The following is a 22,858-nucleotide window of genomic DNA, read 5'->3' on the forward strand; positions in this document are numbered from 1 at the left end:
TGGCATAATCTGAAATATTTGCCTGAATGCGCTGCATCAATGAATAACCATTCTTCTGTTCGCATACTTACTCTCTTTTGCGTTGCAACAGGGATAGTCTTTCATGTCAGCAGTAACAGAATCACAGCCAGCTAAAAAATGGGCGATGCCCGACACGCTGGTGATTATTTTTTTCGTCGCCATTTTAACCAGTCTGGCAACATGGGTTGTTCCCGTCGGGATGTTCGATAGCCAGGAAGTTCAGTATCAGGTTGATGGACAAACCAAAACCCGTAAGGTGGTTGACCCCCATTCCTTTCGTATTCTGACCAACGACGCAGGTGAAGAGCAGTATCACCGGGTGCAGTTATTCACCACCGGAGATGAACGCCCAGGCCTGATGAATTTCCCGTTTGAAGGATTAACCTCCGGCTCGAAATTCGGTACCGCTGTGGGCATCATTATGTTTATGCTGGTCATTGGCGGCGCATTCGGCATCGTTATGCGTACCGGCACCATTGATAACGGCATCCTGGCGCTCATTCGCCATACGCGGGGCAACGAGGTCCTGTTTATCCCAGTGCTGTTTATTCTCTTCTCCTTAGGCGGCGCGGTGTTTGGCATGGGGGAAGAGGCTGTTGCCTTTGCCATTATCATCGCGCCTTTGATGGTACGGCTAGGTTACGACAGTATCACCACCGTTCTGGTTACCTATATCGCGACTCAGATTGGTTTCGCCAGCTCATGGATGAACCCATTTTGCGTGGTGGTCGCGCAAGGTATTGCGGGAGTACCGGTGCTCTCTGGTTCCGGGCTACGCATCGTGGTCTGGGTGATCGCTACACTAATCGGGCTGACCTTCACGCTGGCCTATGCGGCGCGTATCAAAAAGAATCCGCTTTTGTCCCGGGTACATGAATCCGACCGCTTCTTTCGCGAGCAGCAGGACGAGGTCGTGGAACGACGCTTCACGCTGGGCGACTGGTTAGTGCTACTGGTGCTGACCGCGGTGATGATTTGGGTTGTCTGGGGCGTTATCGTCAACGCGTGGTTTATTCCTGAGATCGCCAGTCAGTTCTTCACGATGGGTCTGGTGATTGGCATTATCGGCGTCGTGTTCCGGCTCAACGGCATGACGGTCAACATCATGGCCTCCTCATTCACTGAGGGTGCACGAATGATGATTGCCCCTGCCCTGCTGGTTGGTTTTGCCAAAGGCATTTTACTGCTGGTCGGTAATGGAGAGGCGGGTGAAGCCAGCGTGTTAAACACTCTGCTGCACAGCATTGCCAATGGCATCAGCGGGCTGGATAACGCCATCGCGGCGTGGTTTATGCTATTGTTCCAGGCAGTATTTAATTTCTTCGTCACTTCCGGCTCTGGTCAGGCTGCGTTAACCATGCCGCTACTGGCACCGCTGGGCGATCTGGTTGGCGTAAACCGTCAGGTCACGGTCCTGGCCTTCCAGTTTGGCGACGGATTCAGTCATATTATCTATCCGACGTCAGCATCTCTGATGGCTACGTTAGGCGTTTGTCGGGTGGATTTTCGTAACTGGCTGAAGGTAGGTGCTACGCTGTTGGGACTGCTGTTTATTATGTCCAGCGTGGTGGTGATTGGCGCGCAGATGATGGGTTACCATTAAAAAGTGTGCGTCCGGCCTACTCGATTTCTCGACGCAGTAGGCCGGATGAACAGAGTTTACTCAGCTTCTTCCTGCTTTTCGGCTTTCGCCCCTTCATTCTTGGCGTTGCGGGTCATCCACAGCGCCAGGGCTTTCAGGGAGTCCGGTGTAAATTCGTCGCAGCGCGCGGTAATTTCTTCCGGCGTCAACCAGCAAACTTCACTGACCTCATCTTCCTGAAGCGCAAACGGTCCGTGGGAAACGCAGCTAAACAACCCACCCCATACGCGACAGTTCTGGTCTTCAAAGTAAAACTGACCATGCTCGGCAAACGGCACGCCCGCAATCCCCAGTTCCTCTTCTGCTTCACGACGCGCTGATTCCAGCATCTGCTCGTCAGCCTGAACCACACCGCCTGCGGTGGCATCCAGCATGCCGGGCAAAAAATCTTTTGTCTCAGTGCGACGTTGAACCAGAATTTTGCCCATACCATCATGCACAACGATATACGTTGCACGATGGCGTAAGCGTTGCGCCCGCATTTGTTCCCGGCTGGACTGTGCAATGACTTCGTTGTCTTCATTCACAATATCCACCCATTCAGTACTTGCCAAACGACGCTGTTCCACCATCAGGAAACCTTCTTTTTTCTGGCGCTCTTACGGCGCGTTTATGTTTGTGGGGTAAATTACGGATTAATCTCGACCTGTGCAATAACACTTTGATCATTGAGTGCCATTACGCTGAGAACATTATCATCCAGAATCCCGTAACTTGCCGCAAAGCCCCCTTTCGGGATGCTTACCGAGCCGGGATTGAAATGATAGATATCCTCGCGCCGCTCAGCAACCGGCAGATGAGTATGCCCATAAACCAGAACATCGCCCGCATTGAGCGCCGGCATATTTTGCGGGCCAAAAAGGTGTCCGTGCGTCAAAAAGAGTCGCTGGTTTTCTGTCAGAATTTGCTGCCACGGCGCAGTCATCGGAAAATGCAGGAGCATCTGATCCACTTCGCTATCGCAATTACCACGTACCGCAATAATTCGCGATGCCAGCTCATTCAGCCGTTCAGCAACCTGCGCAGGTGCATAGCCTTCTGGAAGCGCATTACGCGGCCCGTGGTTTAAAACATCACCCAATATCACCAGCCATTGCGCGCCGCTTGCAGCAAACCGTTCGAGTACGCGTTCCGTGGCTGGCAACGAACCATGAATGTCCGATGCGAACATCAGTTTCATCACTCACTCCTCGCTGAAAATTACCTTGTAATGATACTGGATTACGGCCCGTTTTTCAGCAGGAACGCTTCGCTGAAAGCGCGATAAAACGCTGTACTGAGGCGCGCTGCCACTGGAAGGTGGCGTATTCCGCAAGCGCTTCTGGAACCTCATCGCCATTCAGGACCAGGCGATTAAGCATTAGCGCTATATCACAGTCAGCGATACACCATTCGCCAAATAAATTCTGCTTACCGTGGCTCAGTAAACTGCTCGCAGTAGCGAACAGTTTTTCCGCACTGGCTTTTCCCGCTTCGCTTAACGGTCCTTTCTTCACGCCAGCAAAAACGACATCTGTTGATCGTTCCTCACGGATAGGCATTAAATCGCTGCGGATCCACGCCTGAACCTGGCGCGCCCGAGCGCGCTTTTGTACATCGTGTGGGTAGATACGCTCCCACTGTGGCGGTGCAAAGCTCTCTTCCAGGAATTCCGTAATCGCTGATGATTCGCTCAGTTCAAAACCATCGATCTCAAGAACCGGTACCCGGCGCGTCAAGGCGTAACCTTGCCATGAAGGATGCAAGTGTTCACCACTATTGAGATCAACGGTTTTCAGCGTAAAAGGTAGCCCTTTCTCTTGCAGAGCAACATAAACAGACAGCACGTAAGGGGAGAAAAAATTGGCATCTGACCACAGCGTAATTGCAGATTTGCTCATAATGTCCTCTGAAGTGTATTGGCTTGCCTTCAAAATATAGAGTCTTTCTCTCGCTGTCACTTGATGAAAACTCACGCACGCCAACAGGCTCTATACTTGTAATGACCCGGTTCATGACAAAACGGATGCTGAAAATGATCGATCTCTATTACACGCCATCGCCAAACGGTCACAAAATCACGCTGTTTCTTGAAGAGGCACAGCTGCAATACCGTCTGATTCATGTCGATATCAGCAAAGGTAGCCAGTTTCGCCCCGATTTTCTGCAGATCTCGCCGAACAATAAAATCCCGGCCATTATCGATCATGCCCCGGTGGACGGCGGAAGGCCCATCAGCCTGTTTGAGTCCGGAGAAATTTTACTCTATCTGGCGGAGAAGAGCGGTAAGCTGCTCAGCGGTGAATTACGCGAACGCCACACCACGCTCCAGTGGTTGTTCTGGCAGGTCAGCGGTCTGGGTCCTATGCTGGGGCAGAATCATCATTTCAGTCATTACGCTCCGCAAACGATCCCTTACGCTATTGAAAGATACCAGGTTGAAACCCAGCGCCTGTACAACGTGATGAATAAACGTCTGGAAACGTCACCCTGGCTGGGAGGCGATCACTACAGCATTGCTGACATTGCCTGCTGGCCGTGGATCCACGCCCATCAGCGTCAGCGCATCGATCTCGACAACTATCCGGCAGTCAATAACTGGCACGAACGCATCCGTACGCGTCCCGCCACGGAACGCGCCATGCAGCAAGCACAGAGTGAGAAGCGGTGACGCAATTCGGTTCTCGTGTATCATGCAGAGGTTCATACATGGAGGAAACCTGCAATGTCACAACCTGACGCCATTATTCGTATAAAAAACCTTCGTCTGCGCACCTTTATCGGCATCAAAGAAGAGGAGATCCTTAATCGCCAGGATATCGTCATCAACATTGCCATTCACTATCCGGCAGACAAAGCCCGTACCAGCGAAGATATCAACGACGCGCTGAATTATCGCACTATCACCAAAAGCATCATTGCCCACGTGGAGGGTAACCGCTTCTCATTGTTAGAAAAATTAACTCAAGATGTGCTCGATATCGCACGCGAACATCACTGGGTCACTTATGCTGAAGTGGAGATAGATAAACTTCACGCATTGCGTTATGCCGATTCAGTATCAATGACGCTGAGCTGGCAGCGCTAAAACGTAACCCGGGAGGCGACATGCAGATTCTGATTACCGGCGGTACTGGCCTGATTGGATGTCATCTGATCCCCTGCCTGCTGGAACTGGGGCATCAGATAATCGTAGTGACACGTACCCCTGATAAGGCTCGTCAGATTCTCGACTCTCGGGTCACGTTATGGAAAGGACTGGAAGAGCGGCAACATCTCAATAATATTGATGCCGTGATTAACCTTGCCGGAGAGCCTATTGCAGATAAGCGCTGGAGCGCACAGCAAAAGGAACGCTTGTGCCAGAGCCGTTGGGGCATTACGCAGAAACTGGTCGATTTAATCAATGCCAGCGAGACGCCGCCCTCAGTGTTAATCTCCGGTTCCGCTACCGGTTACTACGGCGATTTGGGCGAAGTTGTGGTTACGGAAGAAGAGCCACCGCATAACGAATTTACCCACAAGCTGTGCGCCCGCTGGGAGCAAATTGCCAGCACTGCGCAAAGCGACAAAACCCGCGTATGTATGCTGCGTACCGGCGTGGTACTGGCCTCAGCAGGCGGCATTCTGGCAAAAATGGTCCCGCCGTTTCGTCTTGGCTTAGGCGGCCCGATCGGTAACGGACGCCAGTATATGGCCTGGATCCATGTTGATGATATGGTCAACGGAATTATCTGGCTGCTGAATAACGATCTACGCGGTCCCTTCAATATGGTTTCGCCATACCCGGTGCATAATGAGCAGTTTGCCCACGCGCTGGGTCACGCTCTGAACCGCCCTGCCATTCTGCGCGTTCCCGCCACCGCTATGCGACTGCTGATGGGGGAATCGTCAGTACTGGTCCTTGGTGGGCAACGCGCATTGCCCAAACGCCTGGAAGCTTCCGGTTTTACGTTTCGCTGGTACGATTTAGAGGAAGCGCTGGCGGATGTCATCCGATAACCCCTAAGCGCTATTCACAGTCGCCGTTGTGGTGGTAAGGTTATAGACCAGATTTCCGCAATGGCGACGTTATGGCGATAATATCGACTCCCCGACTTACCCTTTCTTTGTTTCAATTTTCTGACTGGTCATTTTTCCAGAAACTCCGTGAATGTCCTGAAGTCATGCGCTATATGGGCAACATCGCCCCGGCGAAAGATACCCGGCTGTTATTCGCCAGACGTCTGGCCGCACAGCACACTTTCGTCATCCGCGAGCATAACAGCCCAACGCCACTCGGCGATATTGGTCTGCAAATCAGCCATCTTTACCCGCATGAAGCCGACCTCGGCTACGCCATCATGCCACAGGCTCAGGGGAAAGGTATTGCCAGCGAAGCCGTCCGCGCGGTGTGCCAGTATGCCTTCGAGCATGCAGGTGTGACGGCGATAAACGCATACGCGCTGGCGGATAATAAAGGTTCAATCCGTATTCTGGAAAAGACAGGCTTTGTACGTACGCAGGTACTGGAAAAGGCGTATGAGATTGACGACATCGCCTACGACGACTGGGTGTTTCGGCTGGAGTGCGACGCGCTAAAATTGTAAGCCCGGAAAGCGTAGCGCCTCCGGGCAGGTGATTTACTTCAACGAACCTTTGAGGAACTGCTGCAAACGCGGGCTTTGCGGATTACCGAATACCTGTTCCGGGTCACCCTCTTCCTCAATTTTCCCCTGATGCAGGAATATCACGTGCGTGGAAACATGACGGGCAAACCCCATTTCGTGGGTCACCACCACCATGGTTTTCCCCTCTTCAGCCAGCTGTTGCATAATGCGCAGCACTTCCCCCACCAACTCAGGATCAAGCGCCGACGTAGGTTCATCAAACAATAACACTTCCGGTTCCATCGCCAGCGCACGGGCAATGGAAACACGCTGCTGCTGACCACCGGACAGGTGCACCGGATATTTGCCCTGTGCGCGCTCATCAATGCCCACTTTAGCCAGATACTTCACCGCACGGTCGCGAGCTTCCTGCTTGCTCAGCCCCAACACCTGAATCGGCGCTTCCATGACGTTTTCCAGCACCGTCATGTGGCTCCACAGATTAAAGTGCTGAAAAACCATCGTCAGACGCGTACGCAGCAGGCGTAGCTGATTTTTGTCCGCAACCTTCAACTGGCCGTCTTTGTCGCGCACCAGACCAATGTTCTGACCACTGACGACAATCGACCCGGCACTCGGTTTCTCGAGAAAGTTAATGCAGCGCAGGAAGGTACTTTTACCGGAACCTGACGAGCCAATAATGCTGATAACATCACCCGCGTTGGCCTGCAGCGATACCCCTTTTAGCACTTCATGTTCGCCGTAGTGCTTATGTAAATCGATAACGTTTAATTTATTTTCAGACATCGTGTTACTCGAATCATTTAGAGGATACATGCTGCAACCAGCGTTTTTCCGCTTTACGGAACAGACTGATCAGGACATACGAAATAATCAAATACAGCACAGCGGCAATACCGAATGCGGTAAACGGCTGATACGTTGCCGAGTTGATATCGCGAGCGATTTTCAACAAATCAGGCACCGTTGCAGTAAATGCCAGCGCCGTTGAGTGCAGCATTAAAATAACTTCATTGCTGTATGCCGGCAGCGCAATACGCAGCGCGGAAGGTAAAATAATGCATCGATACAGTTTGAATGACGAGAAACCGTATGCGCGCGCAGCCTCAATCTCACCGTGAGGCACGGAACGGATAGCCCCGGCGAAAATCTCCGTGGTATAGGCGCAGGTATTCAGCGTCAGCGCCAGCACGGTGCAATTCAGCCCGCTGCGGAAAAACGCGTTGAGGAAGTCCGTGCCTTTAACTATCTCCAGCGTATACATCCCGGAATAAAACACCAGTAGCTGAACGTACAGCGGCGTCCCACGAAAAATATAGGTGAATAGCCAGATGGGAAACTGGATAAATTTGTTACTGGAAACGCGACCAATCGCCAAAAAGAGTGCCAGTATTCCGCCCATCACTACTGACGAAATCAAAAGCCACAGGGTGATAGCGACGCCAGTGTAGCGATATCCGTCGGTCCACAGCAGGGACTTCCAGTACTCCTGAATAATCTCGATCACAGGTCAGCCCTCTTCACACCCACGGAATAGCGGCGCTCAAGGTACAGCAGCACACCATTAGAAACAGTGGTAAACACCAGATAGATGACCCCGCACACGACGGCAAAATAGAACGGCTCCCAGGTACTCTTCCCGGCAAGCTGAGTCGCTTTCACCACGTCTTCAAGTCCAAGCAACGATACCAGCGCCGTAGCCTTAAGAATAACCTGCCAGTTATTACCGATTCCCGGTAAGGCATATCGCATCATCGCCGGGAACATAATGCGACGAAATATTTGTGAGCTGGTAAAGCCAAACGCCGTCGCGGCTTCAATATGGCCTTTTGGTACAGCCATAAACGCACCGCGAAAAGTTTCGGTAAAGTAGGCACCGTAGATGAATCCAAGGGTGATAATGCCCGCAACCATCGGATCAATATCAATCTGGCCGATACCGATGGCATCGGTAATGGTATTCAGCGCGATTTGTAATCCGTAGAAGATGAGCAGCATTAAGACCAGATCGGGCACACCGCGGATTAGCGTTGTGTACCCTTCGAAAATGAGCCCCATTGCCCGGCTTTGCGACAGCTTTGCTGCTGCGCCGACAAGACCTATCAGAACCGCCAGTACCACCGAGCTGAGTGCCAGCTCCAGCGTAACAATTGCGCCCTGTAAAATAACACCTGAAAAGCCATACAACATGCTGCCTGTCCTGTCGTGTGTGGTGGAGTAGTAAGCCTCTTTTGATTTCAGACTAACCGTTAAATGCCGGATGGCGGCTTTGCCTTATCTGGCCTACAAAATCACCGTAGGCCTGATAAGCGCGGTGCCATCGGGCATAAATTCAACGCGTCAAAAATCTACGGGCTTTATCAGCACCTGCGGTAATTAACCGCCGTAAACATCAAAATCGAAGTACTTTTTCGCCAGCTTCTCGTAAGTACCGTCAGCTCGCATTTCGGCAAAGGCTTTGTTCAGCGCTTCGCGCAGCTCGTTATCGTCTTTGCGCAGTCCCATACCGGTACCCACGCCGAACAACTTCTCGTCTTTCACAGACGGGCCGCCGAATTTGTAATCTTTACCGACTGGCTGTTTCAGGAAGCCTTCGCTAGCCGCGACTTCATCCTGGAACGCGGCGTCAATACGCCCGGCAGTCAGGTCAGAATAGATATTGTCCTGCCCCTGATAAGAGACAATCTCAATACCTTTTGGCGCCCAGTGTTCGTTGCCGAACGTTTCCTGGGTAGTGCCCTGCAGCACACCAACACGTTTACCTTTCAGCGACTCAATGGTCGGCTGAATAGCAGAATCTTTAGCGACAACCAGACGCGAATCTGCTGCATAAAGCTTGTCGGTAAATGCGATTTCCTGCTGACGTTTTTCAGTAATGGAAAGCGAGGACATGATGGCATCAATTTTCTTCGCTTTTAGCGAAGGGATCAGCGCGTCCAGAGGGTTTTCCACGAAGGTACATTGCGTATTGATACGTTTGCACAGCTCTTTAGCCAGATCGATATCAAAACCGACTAATTCACCCTGCGCATTCTTCGATTCGAACGGCGCATAAGTAGGATCGGTACCGATACGAATTTTTTGCGGAATGGCTGCAAATGCTGCGGTAGCACTGGAGAAAGCCAGAACCAGAGAAAGAGACAACACCAGTTTTTTCATAACTATCCTCAACAGACTGTCTTTTATAGGGGATCTTTACAGGACCAGGTGCAGTTATCGTGCCATTAATCAGGCCGACAAGGCAAAGCATTCTACCCTGTCGGCGGTATTTATTTGCATGAAAAGCGCTTAAGTATGCACTCATGCCTATTAAGTCAGCGATAAAAGCACCAAAACAGTGCACTGAATTTATTATGCACCGAAATGGTTACCCGCAATGGTGCAGCCAATTCCCCACGCCGCTGTATTAATCGCCGTAGACATTAAAATTAAAATATTTGCTCGCCATTTTGTCGTAGGTGCCGTCTTTACGCAGTTCGCCCAGCGCTTTGTCGAAAGCGGCTTTCAGCTCTGTATCATCTTTGCGCAAGCCAATCCCGGTTCCATCACCAAAGTATTTTTTATCTTTCACCGACGGACCGGCAAAAGCGTAATCCTTACCAGCAGGCTGCTTCAGGAAGCCTTCGCTGGCCGCGACTTCATCTTGTAATGCCGCGTCCAGACGGCCTGCCGTCAGGTCAGAATAGATGAGGTCCTGGTTCGCATAGGCCACCACGTCCACGCCTTTGCTGCGCCAGTTGTCATTGGCATAGGCTTCCTGAGTAGAGCCTTGCAGGACGCCAACGTGTTTACCCTTGAGGGAATCCAGAGTCGGCTGAATTGGGGAACCTTTCGCGGCGATCAGACGTGAGTCTGCAGCGTAAAGTTTGTCTGAGAACGCAATCTCTTGCTGACGCTTTTCGGTGATAGAAAGCGAGGAGATGATGGCATCAATTTTTTTCGCTTTCAGCGATGGGATCAGCGCATCAAAGTCGCTGGCAACCCAGGTGCATTTGATCTGCATGCGCTTACACATCTCATTTCCCAGATCGATATCAAAACCGACAAAGTCGCCTTTGGCATCTTTAGAGGAAAAAGGAGCGTACGTTGTATCTGTACCAATACGAACCGTCTGCGGAAGTGCTGCGTAGCTGGCCGCGGTGGCGGAGAGTCCTACCAGCAAAGACAAAGCAAGAACCGTCTTCTTCATACATAACCCTCAAGTAGCGTAATTTTATTATGTTTTACGTTGTGTTGTGTGTTTGCAGACTTTTTCATGCAGGTCTTATGCCATTTTAGCGTCGATGAGGATATTCGACGTTAAATATGTTAATAAAACGTTGCAATAATGTCCTGATTTTGAAGATAGCAGGTCTGGCGGTTGAACCGCAGCGTTTCGTTGAGTTTTAACGAATTAAATGTTGAGGATATGATCGCGGTTACAAAATTGCCCTGAAACAGGGCAACCGATGATTCTTTGCACGCTGATGGAACGGCTTACGCCCCTTGCCAGCGGGTGAACAGGTCCTGCGGAAGGGTAATATCAAACTGGTCAAGCACGCGATTAACCGTTTGATTAATCACATCATCGAGCGTTTGCGGACGATGATAAAACGCCGGAACAGGTGGCATAATTACCGCCCCAATTTCTGCCGCCTGCGTCATCAATCGCAAATGCCCCAAATGCAGCGGTGTTTCGCGTACACACAGCACCAACGGACGACGTTCTTTCAACACTACATCTGCCGCACGGGTAAGCAACCCATCGGTGTAACTGTGGACGATGCCAGAAAGCGTTTTGATTGAACAAGGCAGGATAACCATTCCGGCGGTCTGAAAAGAGCCGGAGGAGATACTGGCGGCGATATCACGGGTATCGTGATTCACATTTGCCAGCGCCTGCACGTCGCGCACAGAGAGGTCCGTTTCCAGCGCCAGCGTCTGCCGGGCAGCGGCACTCATCACCAGGTGGGTTTCCACATCAGTGACGTCACGCAATACCTGCAACAGGCGCACGCCGTAAATTGCCCCGCTTGCACCAGAAATACCAATGATGAGTCGTTTCATGTGTAATCGCCCTTACTTGCTCAGGGCCGACTTTGCAGGAAATTACGGTGAGTTGCAAGCAAGGGCGCAGGTTGCGTCCTTGCTTGCGAGCAAACATTAACCTTCGTTGTGCATCTCAAGGTTTTCCGCTTCGTTCTGACGCAACACCGCTTTGGCATCGTCATTACGCAGGGAGTCGAGGAAATCGAGATATTGCTGGTCGACGTCTTTAGTAACGTACACGCCGTTAAACACTGAACATTCAAACTGCTGAATATCCGGGTTCTCAGCACGGACAGCTTCAATCAGATCGTTCAGATCCTGGAAGATCAGACCATCTGCGCCGATTATCTGGCGAATCTCGTCCACTTCGCGACCATGCGCAATCAGCTCCGTCGCCGTAGGCATATCGATGCCATAAACGTTCGGGAAGCGAATTTCCGGGGCGGCAGAGGCCAGATACACCTTCTTCGCGCCAGCTTCACGCGCCATCTCGATAATCTGTTCTGAAGTGGTGCCGCGCACGATGGAGTCATCCACCAGCAGCACGTTTTTATCACGGAATTCCGCACGGTTAGCGTTCAGCTTACGGCGCACAGATTTACGACGCAACTGCTGGCCCGGCATGATAAAGGTACGGCCCACATAGCGGTTTTTCACAAACCCCTGGCGGTACGGCTTACCGAGAATACGGGCAATTTCCAGCGCGATATCACAGGAGGTTTCCGGGATTGGGATTACTACATCGATGTCCAGATCTTCCCACTCACGGGCAATTTTTTCGCCAAGCTTAGTCCCCATATTCACACGGGCGCTGTAGACGGAAATCTTGTCGATAAAGGAGTCAGGGCGAGCGAAGTAAACGTATTCAAACAGACACGGATTGCTCACCGGGTTATCAGCACACTGACGAGTAAACAGCTGGCCTTTTTCGGTGATGTACACCGCTTCGCCAGGTGCTACGTCGCGCAGGAATTCAAAGCCCAGCGTATCCAGCGCTACGCTCTCAGACGCCACCATGTACTCGGTACGGCCATCGCCAATATCGCGTTTGCCCATCACCAGCGGACGGATACCGTTAGGGTCGCGGAAGGCAACCATGCCGTGACCGATAATCATCGCCACGCAGGCATAGGCGCCGCGAATCTGGCGGTTGGTTGCCGCAATGGCAGCAAAAATATTGTCGGCTTCCAGCGGGTAATGGCGGAAGTTATCCAGCTCGCTGGCGAAAATATTCAGCAGAATTTCAGAATCTGAAGTGGTATTGATGTGGCGGCGCTTTTCTTCAAACAGCTTTTTACGCAACTCATGCGCGTTGGTCAGGTTGCCATTGTGGGCAAGCGTAATGCCATACGGTGAGTTGACGTAAAAAGGTTGAGCTTCGGAGGCGCTGGAGCTGCCAGCCGTTGGGTAACGCACATGACCGATGCCCATATTGCCCTGCAAACGCTGCATATGGCGCGCTTCAAAAATATCGCTCACCATTCCATTTGCTTTACGCAAGCGGAAGCAGTTGTTGGCATCAATGGTGATGATGCCCGCAGCATCCTGACCACGATGCTGGAGCACCGTTAACGCGTCATAAATCGACTGGTTTACCGGCATAACACCGGCGATACCGACAATACCGCACATACGTCTTTTCCTCGTTCAGCAACGACCCAAAGTTTATACTTTGGGCAAGAAACTTGACGAGCTTTGCAGATAGTCAAAGAACCATCTGATGATGAAACTGAACTGCGGGATCAGCTGTGACTTACCCCAGTCTTCACTTTTCGACAGACCGGTAAAGGTATCGAGAAAGAACAGTATGGCGGCGACGATCAACGCTCCACGCAAAGCACCGAAGCAAATCCCCAACACCCTGTCGGTACCCGACAGTCCTGTTTTCTCTACCAGTTGGCCTATCACAAAGTTAACGATAGCGCCGACGATAAGTGTCGCGATGAACAGTATCGCGATAGCAATCCCATTTCGAACCAGTTCGTCTTCAAAGCCCGTAAACCAGACAGACAGGTAAGTGTAGTAATGGCTGGCGACAAAGAAAGCACAACCCCAAGTCACCAACGATAATGCTTCACGAACAAAGCCACGGATCAGGCTAACCAGACAGGAAAAACCAATCACCGCGATAATGGCGTAATCAATCCAGACCATATGTGTCCCACGATTTTACGCCCTGTCGTCCTGTTCGGGGCGCATTCTAACAGAAAAAGAAAACGTTTGCGTAGGGATTTCCTTTCCACGCGTAAATAAAAATGGCGTTGAAAAAATCTTCAACGCCATACGATTTTATGCCTCTTCGGGCACTGCCGGATGGCGGTGTAAACACCTTATCCGGCCTACATCAGAGCAACGTAACGCAATCCCTTAGTTAGGGGTATACCCCATCACCACCCCGCTCAAACCAGAGATCTTCTGCAGCTCGCCCAGCGAGTTCTTCAGCTTATCTTTGGAGGCGTCAGGCCCTACGAGAATGCGGGTTATTTTACCCTGCACCGGCGTTGACGGGGAAGTATATACCCGGAAGCCCGCGCCACGAAGTTTACCCACGATCTCATTGACCTTATCCGCGTTTTTCAATGCACCGAGTTGTACAACGTACGCTTTGCCGGTTGGCGCTGGCGCTTCCTCAGCGGCCGGTTTCGGCGCTGGAGTCGGTGCCGGCGTTGGCGTCGGGGCGACGGCAACAGGCTTCGGTTTAGGTTTCGGTGGTTCCACAGGCGCAGGAACAGGATCTAACTCCGCGCTGTTTGCCGTCGTCAAACGTGATGGATCCAACGATGGCGCGGCAGCATCACCCGCACGCACCTCTTCTGCCGCCCCTTCCGGCGGCTGAGTCGGCAGCGCCTGCGTTGCTGCAGGCATCATGTCTGGTTCATCGCGATCGCCGGGTTTAGGCACCAGTGGGATCGCTGCAAATTCATCCTGATAATGCTTTTTTTGCCCGTCAAGCAGCCCGGGAAGCACAATTACCCCGAGCGCGACCAGCACAATTGTGCCGACTAATCGGTTCTGAAACTTACTCGCCACCGCTTCTCCCCACGTCTATTACTTCCATGACATGTGCGACAGTGTGAAACGATCCACACACCAACACGGTATCTTCTGGCTTCGCCTCAGCCAGTGCCGCAGTCCATGCCTGCGCCACGCTGTCATAGGCGCTGCCTTTGCCCAGGTGCTCCAGCAGCTGTTCTGCCGTTGCTCCACGCGGCCCTTCCAGGGGCGCACAGTACCAGTCGTCAACCACGCTTTTCAGCCAGGCCAACGTACCAGCAATATCTTTATCATGTAGCATACCGATAACCGCAAGTACACGCCCGCTTTTCACTAACTTTTTCAGACGTCCAGTCAGATACTCCGCCGCATGCGGGTTATGGGCAACATCAAAAATCACCCGCGGCGACTCGCTCACAATCTGGAAGCGCCCCGGTAAAATCGCTTGTTCGATACCGTCACGAATAGCCTGCTCGCTGACGTTAAGGCCGCTTGCGCGCAGTGCAGCCAGTGCGGTTGCAGCATTAGGTTGTGGCACCTGCGGTAACGGCAGGTGCGCCAGCGTTCCATGAGCATCAGTAAACGACCAGTCGTTCTCCGTGACCGCATAGCGCCAGTCCACACCGCAACGTTGCAAAACCGCCCCGCACTCCTGAGCGACATCCGCGATGGTGTAAGGCATTTCCGGTTCGCCGACGATGGCCGGTTTCTCTGCGCGGAAAATTCCCGCCTTCTCACGACCAATACTTTCGCGATCCGGGCCCAGCCAGTCAGTATGGTCAAGCGCAATACTGGTGACTACTGCGACATCGGCATCGACGATATTGGTGGCGTCAAGGCGGCCGCCTAACCCCACTTCCAGAATAACGACATCCAGCTGGGCCTGTTTAAACAGCCAGAGTGCCGATAACGTACCGTATTCAAAGTAGGTCAGGGAAATGTCACCCCGTGCGTCTTCAATCTCAGCAAACGAGGCGGTATGGGCTGATTCCGGCAGTTCACGCCCCTGCACGCGTACGCGTTCCGTGTAGCGCACCAGATGAGGCGAACTGTACACCCCAACTTTATAGCCTGCCGCAGTCAGCACAGATTCCAGCGTACGACAGGTTGTGCCTTTCCCATTGGTTCCTGCCACCGTAAAAACAAATGGCGCAGGTTTCAACACACCCAGTTTACGCGCCACCTGACTGACGCGTTCAAGGCCCAGATCGATGGTTTTACTGTGCAGGTTTTCCAGATAAGAAAGCCACGACGCCAGGGGCGACGCGGCTTGAGGGATACGTTTATTGTCCATGATGCCTGTAGATTCTTTACGTTGAGAAAAGCAAAAGGGCAGCGCCAACCGGCCTGCCCTTTTTTACACGTTGTTTTCCACGTTGCAGATGCGTTGGCTGTACTCGCTCTCCCGAATCACTTACCGGTGTAAGCTCATCGGGATCAACGCTCTTCTCGCCTGCCTGCAACCCGAAACCCATAGCGTAAACTATCAGGCCTCTGGTTCCTGATCGGGAACCGGAGGTACCACTTCGCCTTCACGCGGCTCATCCGGATTCGGCGCAGGAAGATTCATCAGCTTCGCCAGGATGCTTGCCAGTTTCAGACGCATTTCCGGACGGCGAACGATCATATCGATAGCGCCTTTTTCAATCAGGAACTCGCTGCGCTGGAATCCCGGCGGCAGTTTCTCACGTACGGTTTGCTCGATAACACGCGGACCCGCGAAGCCGATCAATGCTTTCGGTTCTGCAATGTTGAGATCGCCCAGCATCGCGAAGCTTGCGGAAACACCACCCATTGTTGGGTCGGTCAGTACAGAAATATACGGTAAACCGCGTTCCTGCATTTTCGCCAGCGCAGCAGAGGTTTTCGCCATCTGCATCAAAGACATCAACGCTTCCTGCATACGCGCCCCGCCAGAAGCAGAGAAACAGATCAGCGGACAGTTGTCTTCCAGCGCCTGCTCAACGGCACGGACAAAACGCGCGCCGACCACAGAGCCCATGGAGCCGCCCATAAACGCGAACTCGAATGCCGCAGCAACGACCGGCATACCGTGAAGTGTGCCTTTCATCACCACCAGCGCATCTTTCTCGCCAGTTTCTTTCTGCGCAGAAGCCAGTCTGTCTTTGTATTTTTTGGAGTCACGAAACTTCAGCACGTCTTTCGGCTCAAGCTCGCTACCCAGTTCCACAAGAGAACCTTCATCTAACAGGCTATGCAGGCGATTGCGCGCCGACATGCGCATATGATGGTCACACTTCGGACAGACCTCAAGATTACGTTCCAGCTCAGCACGGTATAAAACCTGACCGCAGCTATCACACTTGGTCCACACCCCTTCAGGAATGCTTGCCTTGCGGGTGGGAGTAATGTTGCTTTTAATTCGTTCAATCCAGCTCATTGGTGACCTTTCTGCCTGAACCCTAGTCAGCTTTGTTATAAGGGGCGCATAATGCCATTTTTGCCCCTAACAGACCATGAATGTTGCACATTAAAACATAACAGCCCGAAACTTTGGATAAAAAAGTGGTCGAACCGCTGAGTTACTTTCTATTTTGCAGCCCGTGACGCAGCACGCTTATGGCGAATTACTTCAATCACCCCCGGCAATACGGAAAGGACGATAATCGCCACAATCAATAATTTCAGGTTTTCCTGGACGATCGGCAGATCGCCGAACAGGTAGCCTGCGTAGGTGAACAACAATACCCACAGCAGTGCACCGACGACGTTATACATCGCAAAGTGACGGTAGGACATATGTCCCATACCGGCAACAAACGGCGCAAATGTACGCACGATAGGCACGAAACGCGCCAGGATAATCGTCTTACCGCCATGACGCTCGTAGAACGCATGGGTTTTATCCAGGTAGCTGCGGCGGAAAATTTTGGAGTTCGGGTTACTGAAAAGTTTTTCCCCGAACAATCGACCAATCGTGTAGTTCACCGCATCGCCCACAATCGCCGCCACAATCATCAGTGCCACCATCAGATGAACATTGAGATCGTTGGTTGGCAGCGCAGAAAGCGCCCCCGCAACAAACAGCAGCGAGTCCCCAGGCAGGAAGGGTGTCACCACCAGCCCGGTTTCACAGAACAGGATCAGAAACAGAATGGCATATACCCAGATACCGTATTCCGCAACCAGCTCCGCCAGGTGCACATCAATGTGCAGGATAAAATCGATAAGAAAGTAAATCAGGTCCATAGTTTTGCCTTTATACGACTCAAATTAGTCCGCCAGAAATAGCGGGCCCATAGGCGGTTTTGGCAGGTCGAACCGGTCTGGGTAATCTACCGCAACCAGATACAGTCCTTCCGCTTTCGCCGTTGCCGCTGCCAGCGTTCTGTCCTTTGCCGCTAACAGTTCTGCTATCCAGCTCTCCGGCTGGTTGTTGGCGCCAACTTCCATCAGGCTACCGACAATATTCCTGACCATATGATGTACAAAGGCATTCGCTTTAATATCCACCACCACATATGCACCGAAACGTTCGACGTTAATGTGCATCACGTTTCGCCACGGCGTGCGCGACTGACACTGCACCGCTCGAAACGAGGTAAAATCATTTTCGCCAATCAGACACTGGGCCGCACGATGCATTCGCTCAGCGTCCAGCGGTTCATAGTAATGGGTTACCCCTTTACCCAAAACCGCAGGGCGCAACCGATGATTGTAGATGATGTAGCGATAACGGCGAGCCGTGGCGCTAAATCGAGCATGAAAATCATCGGGTACAGCTTTAACCCAGCGCACGGCGATGTCACCAGGTAAATTCGCATTTACCCCCAGTGTCCAGGCCGCATCTTTACGCTGGGCAGTGGTTTCAAAATGCACGACCTGCCCAGTACCATGAACGCCCGCATCCGTGCGTCCTGCACAAAAAACATTGATGCGCTCATTCGCCACCTGAGAGAGCGCTTTTTCCAGTTTTTCCTGAACGCTACGCACTTCGTTCTGGCGCTGCCAGCCATAATATTTGCTGCCGTCATACTCAATGCCCAGCGCAATTTTATGGGTTGACGGCTGTTGCTGGTCAGACATTAGTACAGGTACTCCTGCACCAGTTTTTCCGCAATTTTCACCGCCATTAACGCGCCGCCAAAGCGAACGTTGTCCGCCACAGACCAGAACTGAACTTGCTCTGGCATACCGTAATCATTATGCACGCAGCCAATAGAAAGGTGCGGCGTGCCCGATGCATCGCCAACCTGGGTCGGGAAATCGGTCTCTTCCGACAACACCACGTCTTCACCGCGTGAAAACGCATCGCGCGCTTCTTCCGCCGCCAACGGACGCAGGGCCTCAAAATTCACCATCTGCGCGTGGCCATAAAATACCGGGGACTGCACGATGCTGGCAGAGATGAGCAGGCCGTCATCCTGCATAATTTTGCGCACTTCATCAACGATACGACGTTCTTCACGCACGCTACCTTCGCGATCGGGCAGCATCGGCAGCATGTTGAATGCCAACTGACGGCCAAAGAAATCATCTTCGTCAATCGGGATGCCATTAAGCAGTTTCGCACTCTGTCCGGCCAGCGCATCCACCGCTTTTTTGCCATGAGCGGAAGCTGAGATAATATTGGTCACCGTAATACGCGAAAGCCCACCGTCATCAATCAACGGTTTCAGCGCAGACAGCAGTTGGCTGGTCAGACTGTTAGGCACCGCAATCACATTGCGGTTACGGTAATCCGCCAGCACGAACGGATTAACGTCCGGAACCACCAGCGGAACGTCAGGCTCGAGCGCGAACAGACCGCTGCTGTCAATCACCAGACAACCCGCATTAGTGGCTTCTTCTACCCATGCGGCGGTGGCTTCAGCGCCCGCAACAAAAAATGCCAACTGTGCCTGCGTCCAGTCAAAGTCTGAAACGTCCTGCACTATGACCGATTTACCGTTAAAACGCAGATGCTCACCGGCGCTTTCATTACGCGCCAGCGCATAAATTTCACCGACCGGGAACTGGCGTTCAGCCAGCGTATCGAGCAGGGCTTCGCCTACGGCGCCCGTTGCGCCCAGAATGGCAATATTCCAGCCTTCAGACATGGTGATTTACTCCAAGAAATACGTAAGCGTCCCTGTCGCATTATTCGACAGGGAGCATTAAGAAGACATTAATGTGCCGGATGATGAACAGCGTTAAAACCCAGCTTACACAATAAGGCAGCAGCCGTTGCGTCGTCACACATCACATATAAAGACGACCATTCACGACGCTCAAGGTAATTTTTACGCAGTTTATCAAACTCACCCGGAATTCCAGCGACTTTACGCAACGGCGCATCATCGCGGCGCACATCATACACTAAATGCACGAGCCTTTTCAGCGTTGGCTGATCTAACGGGCCATGCAGGGTAATACGACCAAATTCCGGTGCGGGTAACAGGGTACTGAGCGCAACGTGCTGCTCGTGACCAATAAACTTACTATAGGCCTCAAAGACCTGCGTGGTACCACGCGCTTTTCCTTCGAGGGTATACCCGGCAATGTGCGCCGTGCCGATATCGGCTTTCTCCAGCAATGCCACATTGAGATCCGGCTCTCCTTCCCAGACATCCAGCACAACGCTCAGCGACTGACCGGCATTCAATCGGTTCAGCAATGCCGTATTGTCGATGACCGGCCCACGGCAGGCGTTGATCAGAATGGTGCCCGGCTTCAACCGACTAATCAGCGAGTCATCCGCCATGTGCAGCGTTTTGTACGGCCCGTCTTTAAACAGCGGGGTATGGAAAGTCAGCACATCGGCTTGCTCAACCAGTTCATCCAGCGAGCAGAAATTGCCTTCGTCACCGCGATCGGCTCGCGGTGGATCGCACAGCAGCGTGCGGATCCCCAACGCTTCCAGACGCGCCTGCAAACGCCCGCCCACGTTCCCCACACCCACAATGCCTACGGTGCGATCGCGTAACGCAAACCCGTCGCGCTCCGCCAGCATCAGCAATGCTGAAAAAACATATTCTACGACCGCTATTGCGTTACAACCGGGTGCGGCGGAAAAACCTATCCCCGCCTGAGCAAGCCAGGCGTCATCCACATGGTCTGTGCCAGCGGTTGCCGTACCGACAAATTTAACCGGTTTTCCGCCAAGCAGTGATTCATTTACTTTCGTCACCGAGCGCACCATTAAAGCATCCGCATCATCCAGTTCAGCAACGGGAATCGGACGGCCGGGAACCGCTTTGACTTCCCCCAAACGACTGAACAGTTCGCGGGCATAGGGCATATTTTCATCAACGAGGATTTTCACGTCTTTCGCACCTGTTTGAGAACGAGAGTTAACCGGGCAAGTGTGCCATAATCTCGCCGCCAGGCATACTGCGAGACCTGGTCAGCACAGATTTAAGGAACAGAGATGATGCAGCCCATTTCAGGTACGCCCGCACGCCCTCCCGGCGAAGGCCATAATGCCCCTTCCGCTGCGGGTGAACAACCGTTATCCACGCAACAACGTACTGTGCTGGAACGGCTTATTACCCGTTTGATTTCACTCACCCAGCAGCAAAGTGCTGAGGTGTGGGCCGGAATGAAGCACGATCTGGGCGTCAAAAGTGATACGCCGCTGCAGTCACGTCACTTTCCAGCCGCTGAGCAAAACCTGAATCAACGGCTGGGGGTTGCTCAGCAAAATCATGTGAATCGTCAGGTGCTTTCGCAGCTCACTGAATTACTGAGTCAGGGAAATAACCGCCAGGCAGTCAGTGATTTTATCCGTCAGCAGTATGGGCAAACGGCGCTCAGCCAGCTCACGCCTGAGCAGCTGAAGAACGTGCTCACACTGCTGCAGCAAGGGCAGCTTTCGATACCGCAGCCGCAGCAGCGCCCGGCTACCGATCGCCCGTTGCTCCCCGCAGAGCACAATACGCTGAACCAATTGGTTACCAAACTGGCGGCGGCCACGGGAGAATCCGGGAAGATGATCTGGCAGTCGATGCTGGAGTTGTCTGGCGTAAAAAGCGGTGAGCTGATCCCTGCCAAACAGTTTACGCACCTGGTCACCTGGCTGCAGGCGCGCCAGACGCTCAGCCTGCAAAGCGCCCCGACGCTACAAACGCTCCAGGCGGCGCTGAAGCTGCCATTAGAGCCGAATGAGCTGACAGCAATAAAAGAGTACGCACAGCAGACGTATCAGATCCAACCACAATCGATTCTGACCACGGTGCAGGTGCAGGACTTGCTCAATCAAATTTTCCTGCGGCGCGTGGAACGAGAACGCGAGCTCAGCGATCCGCGCCATCTGCAGCCCATTTACAGCCCGTTCGCGCCGATGATTGAAACGGTTAAATCTCTGTCGGCACGACCGGGACTGCTGTTTGTTGCGTTGATAATTGCGTTAACCATTTTCTGGCTGGTCGCCTAACCTTTACGCAGCGTAAGCAACGTTACAATAATCCCCACCACGGCGGATATCGCCCCGGCAAGGAACACTGAGGGATAACCGTACGCGGTGGCCAGCACCCCGGCGACCGGACCGCTTATGCCGTAGGAGATATCCTGAAACGCGGCGTAACCGCCCAGCGCCGTCCCACGAACCTGCGCAGGCACTCGCTTCACCACTTCGACGCCCAAGGCCGGGAAGATAAGCGAACACCCGGCCCCGGTTAATGCCGCCCCGAGCAGCGCAATCCAGGCCGATGGGGCCTGCCACAGCAGAATCAGCCCTGCGGTTTCCACCAGCAAAGAGACAACGGCAACCTTCACGCCGCCGAACCGGTCCGGCATCCAGCCAAACAGAATGCGCATCAGCACAAACGCCCCACCAAACGCAGTCAGGGTGAACCCCGCCATCGTCCAGCCGTTGCTGACAAAATAGAGTGAAATAAACGTACCGATCACCGCAAAGCCAACGCCCTGCAGCGCCAGGCCCAGGCCCGGTTTCCAGATAAGCCCTACCACGCTCCATAACGAAGGACGTTCTCCTGCATGCGCAGGCACTTTGCGTACAGTGCCGTTGAATGCCCATGCCAGCAGCGGTAATACCATCGTCGTCCCGGCCAGCGCTGCAAAGCCAAAGTGGCTGTGGATCAACAGGCCCAACGGTGCACCGGCGGCCAGCGCGCCGTAAATCGCCATTCCGTTCCACGACATCACCTTACCGGAGCGTGTTGGGCCGACCAACCCCAACCCCCAGGTCAACGTTCCAGTGAGCAGCTGGCTTTCGCCAAAACCGAGGATCAAACGCCCGACGATTAACAACGCAAATTTTACAGGGACAGAAACTGGCAATAGCGCGGCTAAAAGCCACGCCGCGCCCGCCAGCCCACAGGCAAACATCCCCTGTAGCGCCGAGCGTTTAGCACCATATTGATCGGCTAAGCGCCCGGCGTAGCCGCGCGTTAATACCGTCGCCAGAAACTGGACGCCTACGGCGATACCGACCATGGTGTTGCCATAGCCCAGTTCCTGATGCACAAACAGAGGAATCACGGGCAAAGGTAGACCGACCGTCATATAGGTCAGGAAAACCGCAAAAGCGATACGAAACAGCGAAAAGTTCGCCGAAGGTGTTTTTTCTTGTTGGGTTACAGCTGTCATGCGTTACTCCAAAATGCAGAGTAAGGCGAGGAAT

General features: G+C 52.9%; 25 protein-coding genes. 6 read left to right on the forward strand and 19 right to left on the reverse strand.

Going from position 1 to position 22,858, the window contains the following annotated elements:
- Window positions 1-103: 103 nt before the first annotated feature.
- Window positions 104-1,624 carry a putative basic amino acid antiporter YfcC gene (gene yfcC, locus OGY06_RS10100; RefSeq protein WP_063940562.1) on the forward strand — a complete coding sequence of 507 codons (1,521 nt, stop codon included), beginning with the start codon at window positions 104-106 and terminating at the stop codon, window positions 1,622-1,624.
- A 56-nt stretch (window positions 1,625-1,680) separates the two neighbouring features.
- Here the strand turns inward: yfcC and yfcD are convergent, their stop codons facing one another.
- The 3 genes from yfcD to yfcF are packed head-to-tail and all read right to left on the reverse strand — an operon-like array spanning window position 1,681 to window position 3,543.
- Window positions 1,681-2,235 (reverse strand): NUDIX hydrolase YfcD, encoded by a 555-nt coding sequence (gene yfcD, locus OGY06_RS10105; RefSeq protein ID WP_003834775.1) that lies wholly within the window; start codon window positions 2,233-2,235, stop codon window positions 1,681-1,683.
- 56 nt (window positions 2,236-2,291) lie between these two features.
- Window positions 2,292-2,843 carry a phosphodiesterase gene (gene yfcE, locus OGY06_RS10110; protein ID WP_003834777.1) on the reverse strand — a complete coding sequence of 184 codons (552 nt, stop codon included), beginning with the start codon at window positions 2,841-2,843 and terminating at the stop codon, window positions 2,292-2,294.
- Between the two features lie 55 nt (window positions 2,844-2,898).
- Window positions 2,899-3,543, reverse strand: coding sequence for a glutathione transferase (gene yfcF / locus OGY06_RS10115; RefSeq protein WP_193134242.1), 645 nt, complete (start codon window positions 3,541-3,543; stop codon window positions 2,899-2,901).
- Window positions 3,544-3,677: 134 nt separating this feature from the next.
- Between yfcF and yfcG the strand changes: the two genes are divergently transcribed.
- The 4 genes from yfcG to OGY06_RS10135 all read left to right on the forward strand — a co-directional run bounded on the left by yfcG (window position 3,678) and on the right by OGY06_RS10135 (window position 6,231).
- The gene (yfcG, locus tag OGY06_RS10120) at window positions 3,678-4,313 is read left to right on the forward strand and encodes a GSH-dependent disulfide bond oxidoreductase (protein WP_003834779.1); all 636 of its coding nucleotides are present in this window, start codon (window positions 3,678-3,680) and stop codon (window positions 4,311-4,313) included.
- A 54-nt stretch (window positions 4,314-4,367) separates the two neighbouring features.
- The gene (folX, locus tag OGY06_RS10125) at window positions 4,368-4,730 is read left to right on the forward strand and encodes a dihydroneopterin triphosphate 2'-epimerase (protein WP_003028107.1); all 363 of its coding nucleotides are present in this window, start codon (window positions 4,368-4,370) and stop codon (window positions 4,728-4,730) included.
- Window positions 4,731-4,750: 20 nt separating this feature from the next.
- A complete protein-coding gene (locus OGY06_RS10130; protein WP_286605261.1) occupies window positions 4,751-5,644 on the forward strand; it encodes a TIGR01777 family oxidoreductase in 894 nt (297 codons plus the stop codon).
- Between the two features lie 71 nt (window positions 5,645-5,715).
- Window positions 5,716-6,231: a GNAT family N-acetyltransferase gene (locus tag OGY06_RS10135; RefSeq protein ID WP_074170577.1), complete on the forward strand. Its 516-nt coding sequence runs from the start codon at window positions 5,716-5,718 to the stop codon at window positions 6,229-6,231.
- A 33-nt stretch (window positions 6,232-6,264) separates the two neighbouring features.
- Here OGY06_RS10135 and hisP read toward each other — a convergent pair whose 3' ends face one another.
- The 15 genes from hisP to pdxB all read right to left on the reverse strand — a co-directional run bounded on the left by hisP (window position 6,265) and on the right by pdxB (window position 20,539).
- Window positions 6,265-7,038, reverse strand: a complete 774-nt coding sequence (gene hisP, locus OGY06_RS10140; RefSeq protein ID WP_003028114.1) for a histidine ABC transporter ATP-binding protein HisP — start codon at window positions 7,036-7,038, stop codon at window positions 6,265-6,267.
- Window positions 7,039-7,051: 13 nt separating this feature from the next.
- Window positions 7,052-7,759 carry a histidine ABC transporter permease HisM gene (gene hisM, locus OGY06_RS10145; protein WP_003028116.1) on the reverse strand — a complete coding sequence of 236 codons (708 nt, stop codon included), beginning with the start codon at window positions 7,757-7,759 and terminating at the stop codon, window positions 7,052-7,054.
- Window positions 7,756-8,442: a histidine ABC transporter permease HisQ gene (locus tag OGY06_RS10150; protein ID WP_003028118.1), complete on the reverse strand. Its 687-nt coding sequence runs from the start codon at window positions 8,440-8,442 to the stop codon at window positions 7,756-7,758. Before OGY06_RS10150 ends, hisM begins: the two co-directional genes overlap by 4 nt.
- A 186-nt stretch (window positions 8,443-8,628) precedes the next feature.
- Window positions 8,629-9,411, reverse strand: a complete 783-nt coding sequence (gene hisJ, locus OGY06_RS10155) for a histidine ABC transporter substrate-binding protein HisJ (protein ID WP_003028120.1) — start codon at window positions 9,409-9,411, stop codon at window positions 8,629-8,631.
- Window positions 9,412-9,658: 247 nt separating this feature from the next.
- The gene (argT, locus tag OGY06_RS10160; protein ID WP_003834788.1) at window positions 9,659-10,441 is read right to left on the reverse strand and encodes a lysine/arginine/ornithine ABC transporter substrate-binding protein ArgT; all 783 of its coding nucleotides are present in this window, start codon (window positions 10,439-10,441) and stop codon (window positions 9,659-9,661) included.
- A 287-nt stretch (window positions 10,442-10,728) separates the two neighbouring features.
- Window positions 10,729-11,298, reverse strand: coding sequence for a UbiX family flavin prenyltransferase (locus tag OGY06_RS10165; protein WP_003028125.1), 570 nt, complete (start codon window positions 11,296-11,298; stop codon window positions 10,729-10,731).
- A gap of 96 nt (window positions 11,299-11,394) precedes the next feature.
- Window positions 11,395-12,912 (reverse strand): amidophosphoribosyltransferase, encoded by a 1,518-nt coding sequence (purF, locus tag OGY06_RS10170; RefSeq protein WP_003028127.1) that lies wholly within the window; start codon window positions 12,910-12,912, stop codon window positions 11,395-11,397.
- 33 nt (window positions 12,913-12,945) lie between these two features.
- Window positions 12,946-13,434, reverse strand: a complete 489-nt coding sequence (cvpA, locus tag OGY06_RS10175) for a colicin V production protein (RefSeq protein ID WP_003028129.1) — start codon at window positions 13,432-13,434, stop codon at window positions 12,946-12,948.
- 213 nt (window positions 13,435-13,647) lie between these two features.
- The gene (gene dedD / locus OGY06_RS10180) at window positions 13,648-14,310 is read right to left on the reverse strand and encodes a cell division protein DedD (RefSeq protein ID WP_267440554.1); all 663 of its coding nucleotides are present in this window, start codon (window positions 14,308-14,310) and stop codon (window positions 13,648-13,650) included.
- Complete coding sequence (folC, locus tag OGY06_RS10185) at window positions 14,300-15,568, reverse strand: bifunctional tetrahydrofolate synthase/dihydrofolate synthase (protein WP_063940566.1); 1,269 nt, start codon at window positions 15,566-15,568, stop codon at window positions 14,300-14,302. Before folC ends, dedD begins: the two co-directional genes overlap by 11 nt.
- A gap of 192 nt (window positions 15,569-15,760) precedes the next feature.
- Window positions 15,761-16,675 (reverse strand): acetyl-CoA carboxylase, carboxyltransferase subunit beta, encoded by a 915-nt coding sequence (gene accD, locus OGY06_RS10190; RefSeq protein WP_003834797.1) that lies wholly within the window; start codon window positions 16,673-16,675, stop codon window positions 15,761-15,763.
- A gap of 149 nt (window positions 16,676-16,824) precedes the next feature.
- Window positions 16,825-17,484, reverse strand: a complete 660-nt coding sequence (locus OGY06_RS10195; RefSeq protein WP_003028140.1) for a DedA family protein — start codon at window positions 17,482-17,484, stop codon at window positions 16,825-16,827.
- Window positions 17,485-17,508: 24 nt separating this feature from the next.
- Window positions 17,509-18,321 carry a tRNA pseudouridine(38-40) synthase TruA gene (gene truA / locus OGY06_RS10200; protein WP_003028142.1) on the reverse strand — a complete coding sequence of 271 codons (813 nt, stop codon included), beginning with the start codon at window positions 18,319-18,321 and terminating at the stop codon, window positions 17,509-17,511.
- Window positions 18,321-19,334: an aspartate-semialdehyde dehydrogenase gene (locus OGY06_RS10205; protein ID WP_003834801.1), complete on the reverse strand. Its 1,014-nt coding sequence runs from the start codon at window positions 19,332-19,334 to the stop codon at window positions 18,321-18,323. Before OGY06_RS10205 ends, truA begins: the two co-directional genes overlap by 1 nt.
- A gap of 68 nt (window positions 19,335-19,402) precedes the next feature.
- Window positions 19,403-20,539, reverse strand: a complete 1,137-nt coding sequence (gene pdxB / locus OGY06_RS10210; protein WP_003834802.1) for a 4-phosphoerythronate dehydrogenase PdxB — start codon at window positions 20,537-20,539, stop codon at window positions 19,403-19,405.
- Window positions 20,540-20,647: 108 nt separating this feature from the next.
- Between pdxB and flk the strand changes: the two genes are divergently transcribed.
- The gene (flk, locus tag OGY06_RS10215) at window positions 20,648-21,649 is read left to right on the forward strand and encodes a flagella biosynthesis regulator Flk (RefSeq protein ID WP_257661987.1); all 1,002 of its coding nucleotides are present in this window, start codon (window positions 20,648-20,650) and stop codon (window positions 21,647-21,649) included.
- Here the strand turns inward: flk and OGY06_RS10220 are convergent.
- Window positions 21,646-22,824, reverse strand: coding sequence for an MFS transporter (locus OGY06_RS10220; RefSeq protein ID WP_003834805.1), 1,179 nt, complete (start codon window positions 22,822-22,824; stop codon window positions 21,646-21,648). The genes flk and OGY06_RS10220 overlap by 4 nt on opposite strands.
- Between the last annotated feature and the right edge of the window lie 34 nt (window positions 22,825-22,858).

Origin of the sequence: Citrobacter sp. Cpo147, from assembly GCF_030332405.1 — a bacterium.
Taxonomy (GTDB): domain Bacteria; phylum Pseudomonadota; class Gammaproteobacteria; order Enterobacterales; family Enterobacteriaceae; genus Citrobacter; species Citrobacter portucalensis.

Coding starts and splice junctions, on each gene's coding strand:
- yfcC (WP_063940562.1), top strand. CDS start 104: ATGTCAGCAGTAACAGAATCACAGCCAGCTAAAAAATGGGCGATGCCC.
- yfcD (WP_003834775.1), bottom strand. CDS start 2,235: ATGGTGGAACAGCGTCGTTTGGCAAGTACTGAATGGGTGGATATTGTG.
- yfcE (WP_003834777.1), bottom strand. CDS start 2,843: ATGAAACTGATGTTCGCATCGGACATTCATGGTTCGTTGCCAGCCACG.
- yfcF (WP_193134242.1), bottom strand. CDS start 3,543: ATGAGCAAATCTGCAATTACGCTGTGGTCAGATGCCAATTTTTTCTCC.
- yfcG (WP_003834779.1), top strand. CDS start 3,678: ATGATCGATCTCTATTACACGCCATCGCCAAACGGTCACAAAATCACG.
- folX (WP_003028107.1), top strand. CDS start 4,368: ATGTCACAACCTGACGCCATTATTCGTATAAAAAACCTTCGTCTGCGC.
- OGY06_RS10130 (WP_286605261.1), top strand. CDS start 4,751: ATGCAGATTCTGATTACCGGCGGTACTGGCCTGATTGGATGTCATCTG.
- OGY06_RS10135 (WP_074170577.1), top strand. CDS start 5,716: ATGGCGATAATATCGACTCCCCGACTTACCCTTTCTTTGTTTCAATTT.
- hisP (WP_003028114.1), bottom strand. CDS start 7,038: ATGTCTGAAAATAAATTAAACGTTATCGATTTACATAAGCACTACGGC.
- OGY06_RS10150 (WP_003028118.1), bottom strand. CDS start 8,442: ATGTTGTATGGCTTTTCAGGTGTTATTTTACAGGGCGCAATTGTTACG.
- hisJ (WP_003028120.1), bottom strand. CDS start 9,411: ATGAAAAAACTGGTGTTGTCTCTTTCTCTGGTTCTGGCTTTCTCCAGT.
- argT (WP_003834788.1), bottom strand. CDS start 10,441: ATGAAGAAGACGGTTCTTGCTTTGTCTTTGCTGGTAGGACTCTCCGCC.
- OGY06_RS10165 (WP_003028125.1), bottom strand. CDS start 11,298: ATGAAACGACTCATCATTGGTATTTCTGGTGCAAGCGGGGCAATTTAC.
- purF (WP_003028127.1), bottom strand. CDS start 12,912: ATGTGCGGTATTGTCGGTATCGCCGGTGTTATGCCGGTAAACCAGTCG.
- cvpA (WP_003028129.1), bottom strand. CDS start 13,434: ATGGTCTGGATTGATTACGCCATTATCGCGGTGATTGGTTTTTCCTGT.
- folC (WP_063940566.1), bottom strand. CDS start 15,568: ATGGACAATAAACGTATCCCTCAAGCCGCGTCGCCCCTGGCGTCGTGG.
- accD (WP_003834797.1), bottom strand. CDS start 16,675: ATGAGCTGGATTGAACGAATTAAAAGCAACATTACTCCCACCCGCAAG.
- OGY06_RS10195 (WP_003028140.1), bottom strand. CDS start 17,484: ATGGACCTGATTTACTTTCTTATCGATTTTATCCTGCACATTGATGTG.
- truA (WP_003028142.1), bottom strand. CDS start 18,321: ATGTCTGACCAGCAACAGCCGTCAACCCATAAAATTGCGCTGGGCATT.
- OGY06_RS10205 (WP_003834801.1), bottom strand. CDS start 19,334: ATGTCTGAAGGCTGGAATATTGCCATTCTGGGCGCAACGGGCGCCGTA.
- flk (WP_257661987.1), top strand. CDS start 20,648: ATGCAGCCCATTTCAGGTACGCCCGCACGCCCTCCCGGCGAAGGCCAT.
- OGY06_RS10220 (WP_003834805.1), bottom strand. CDS start 22,824: ATGACAGCTGTAACCCAACAAGAAAAAACACCTTCGGCGAACTTTTCG.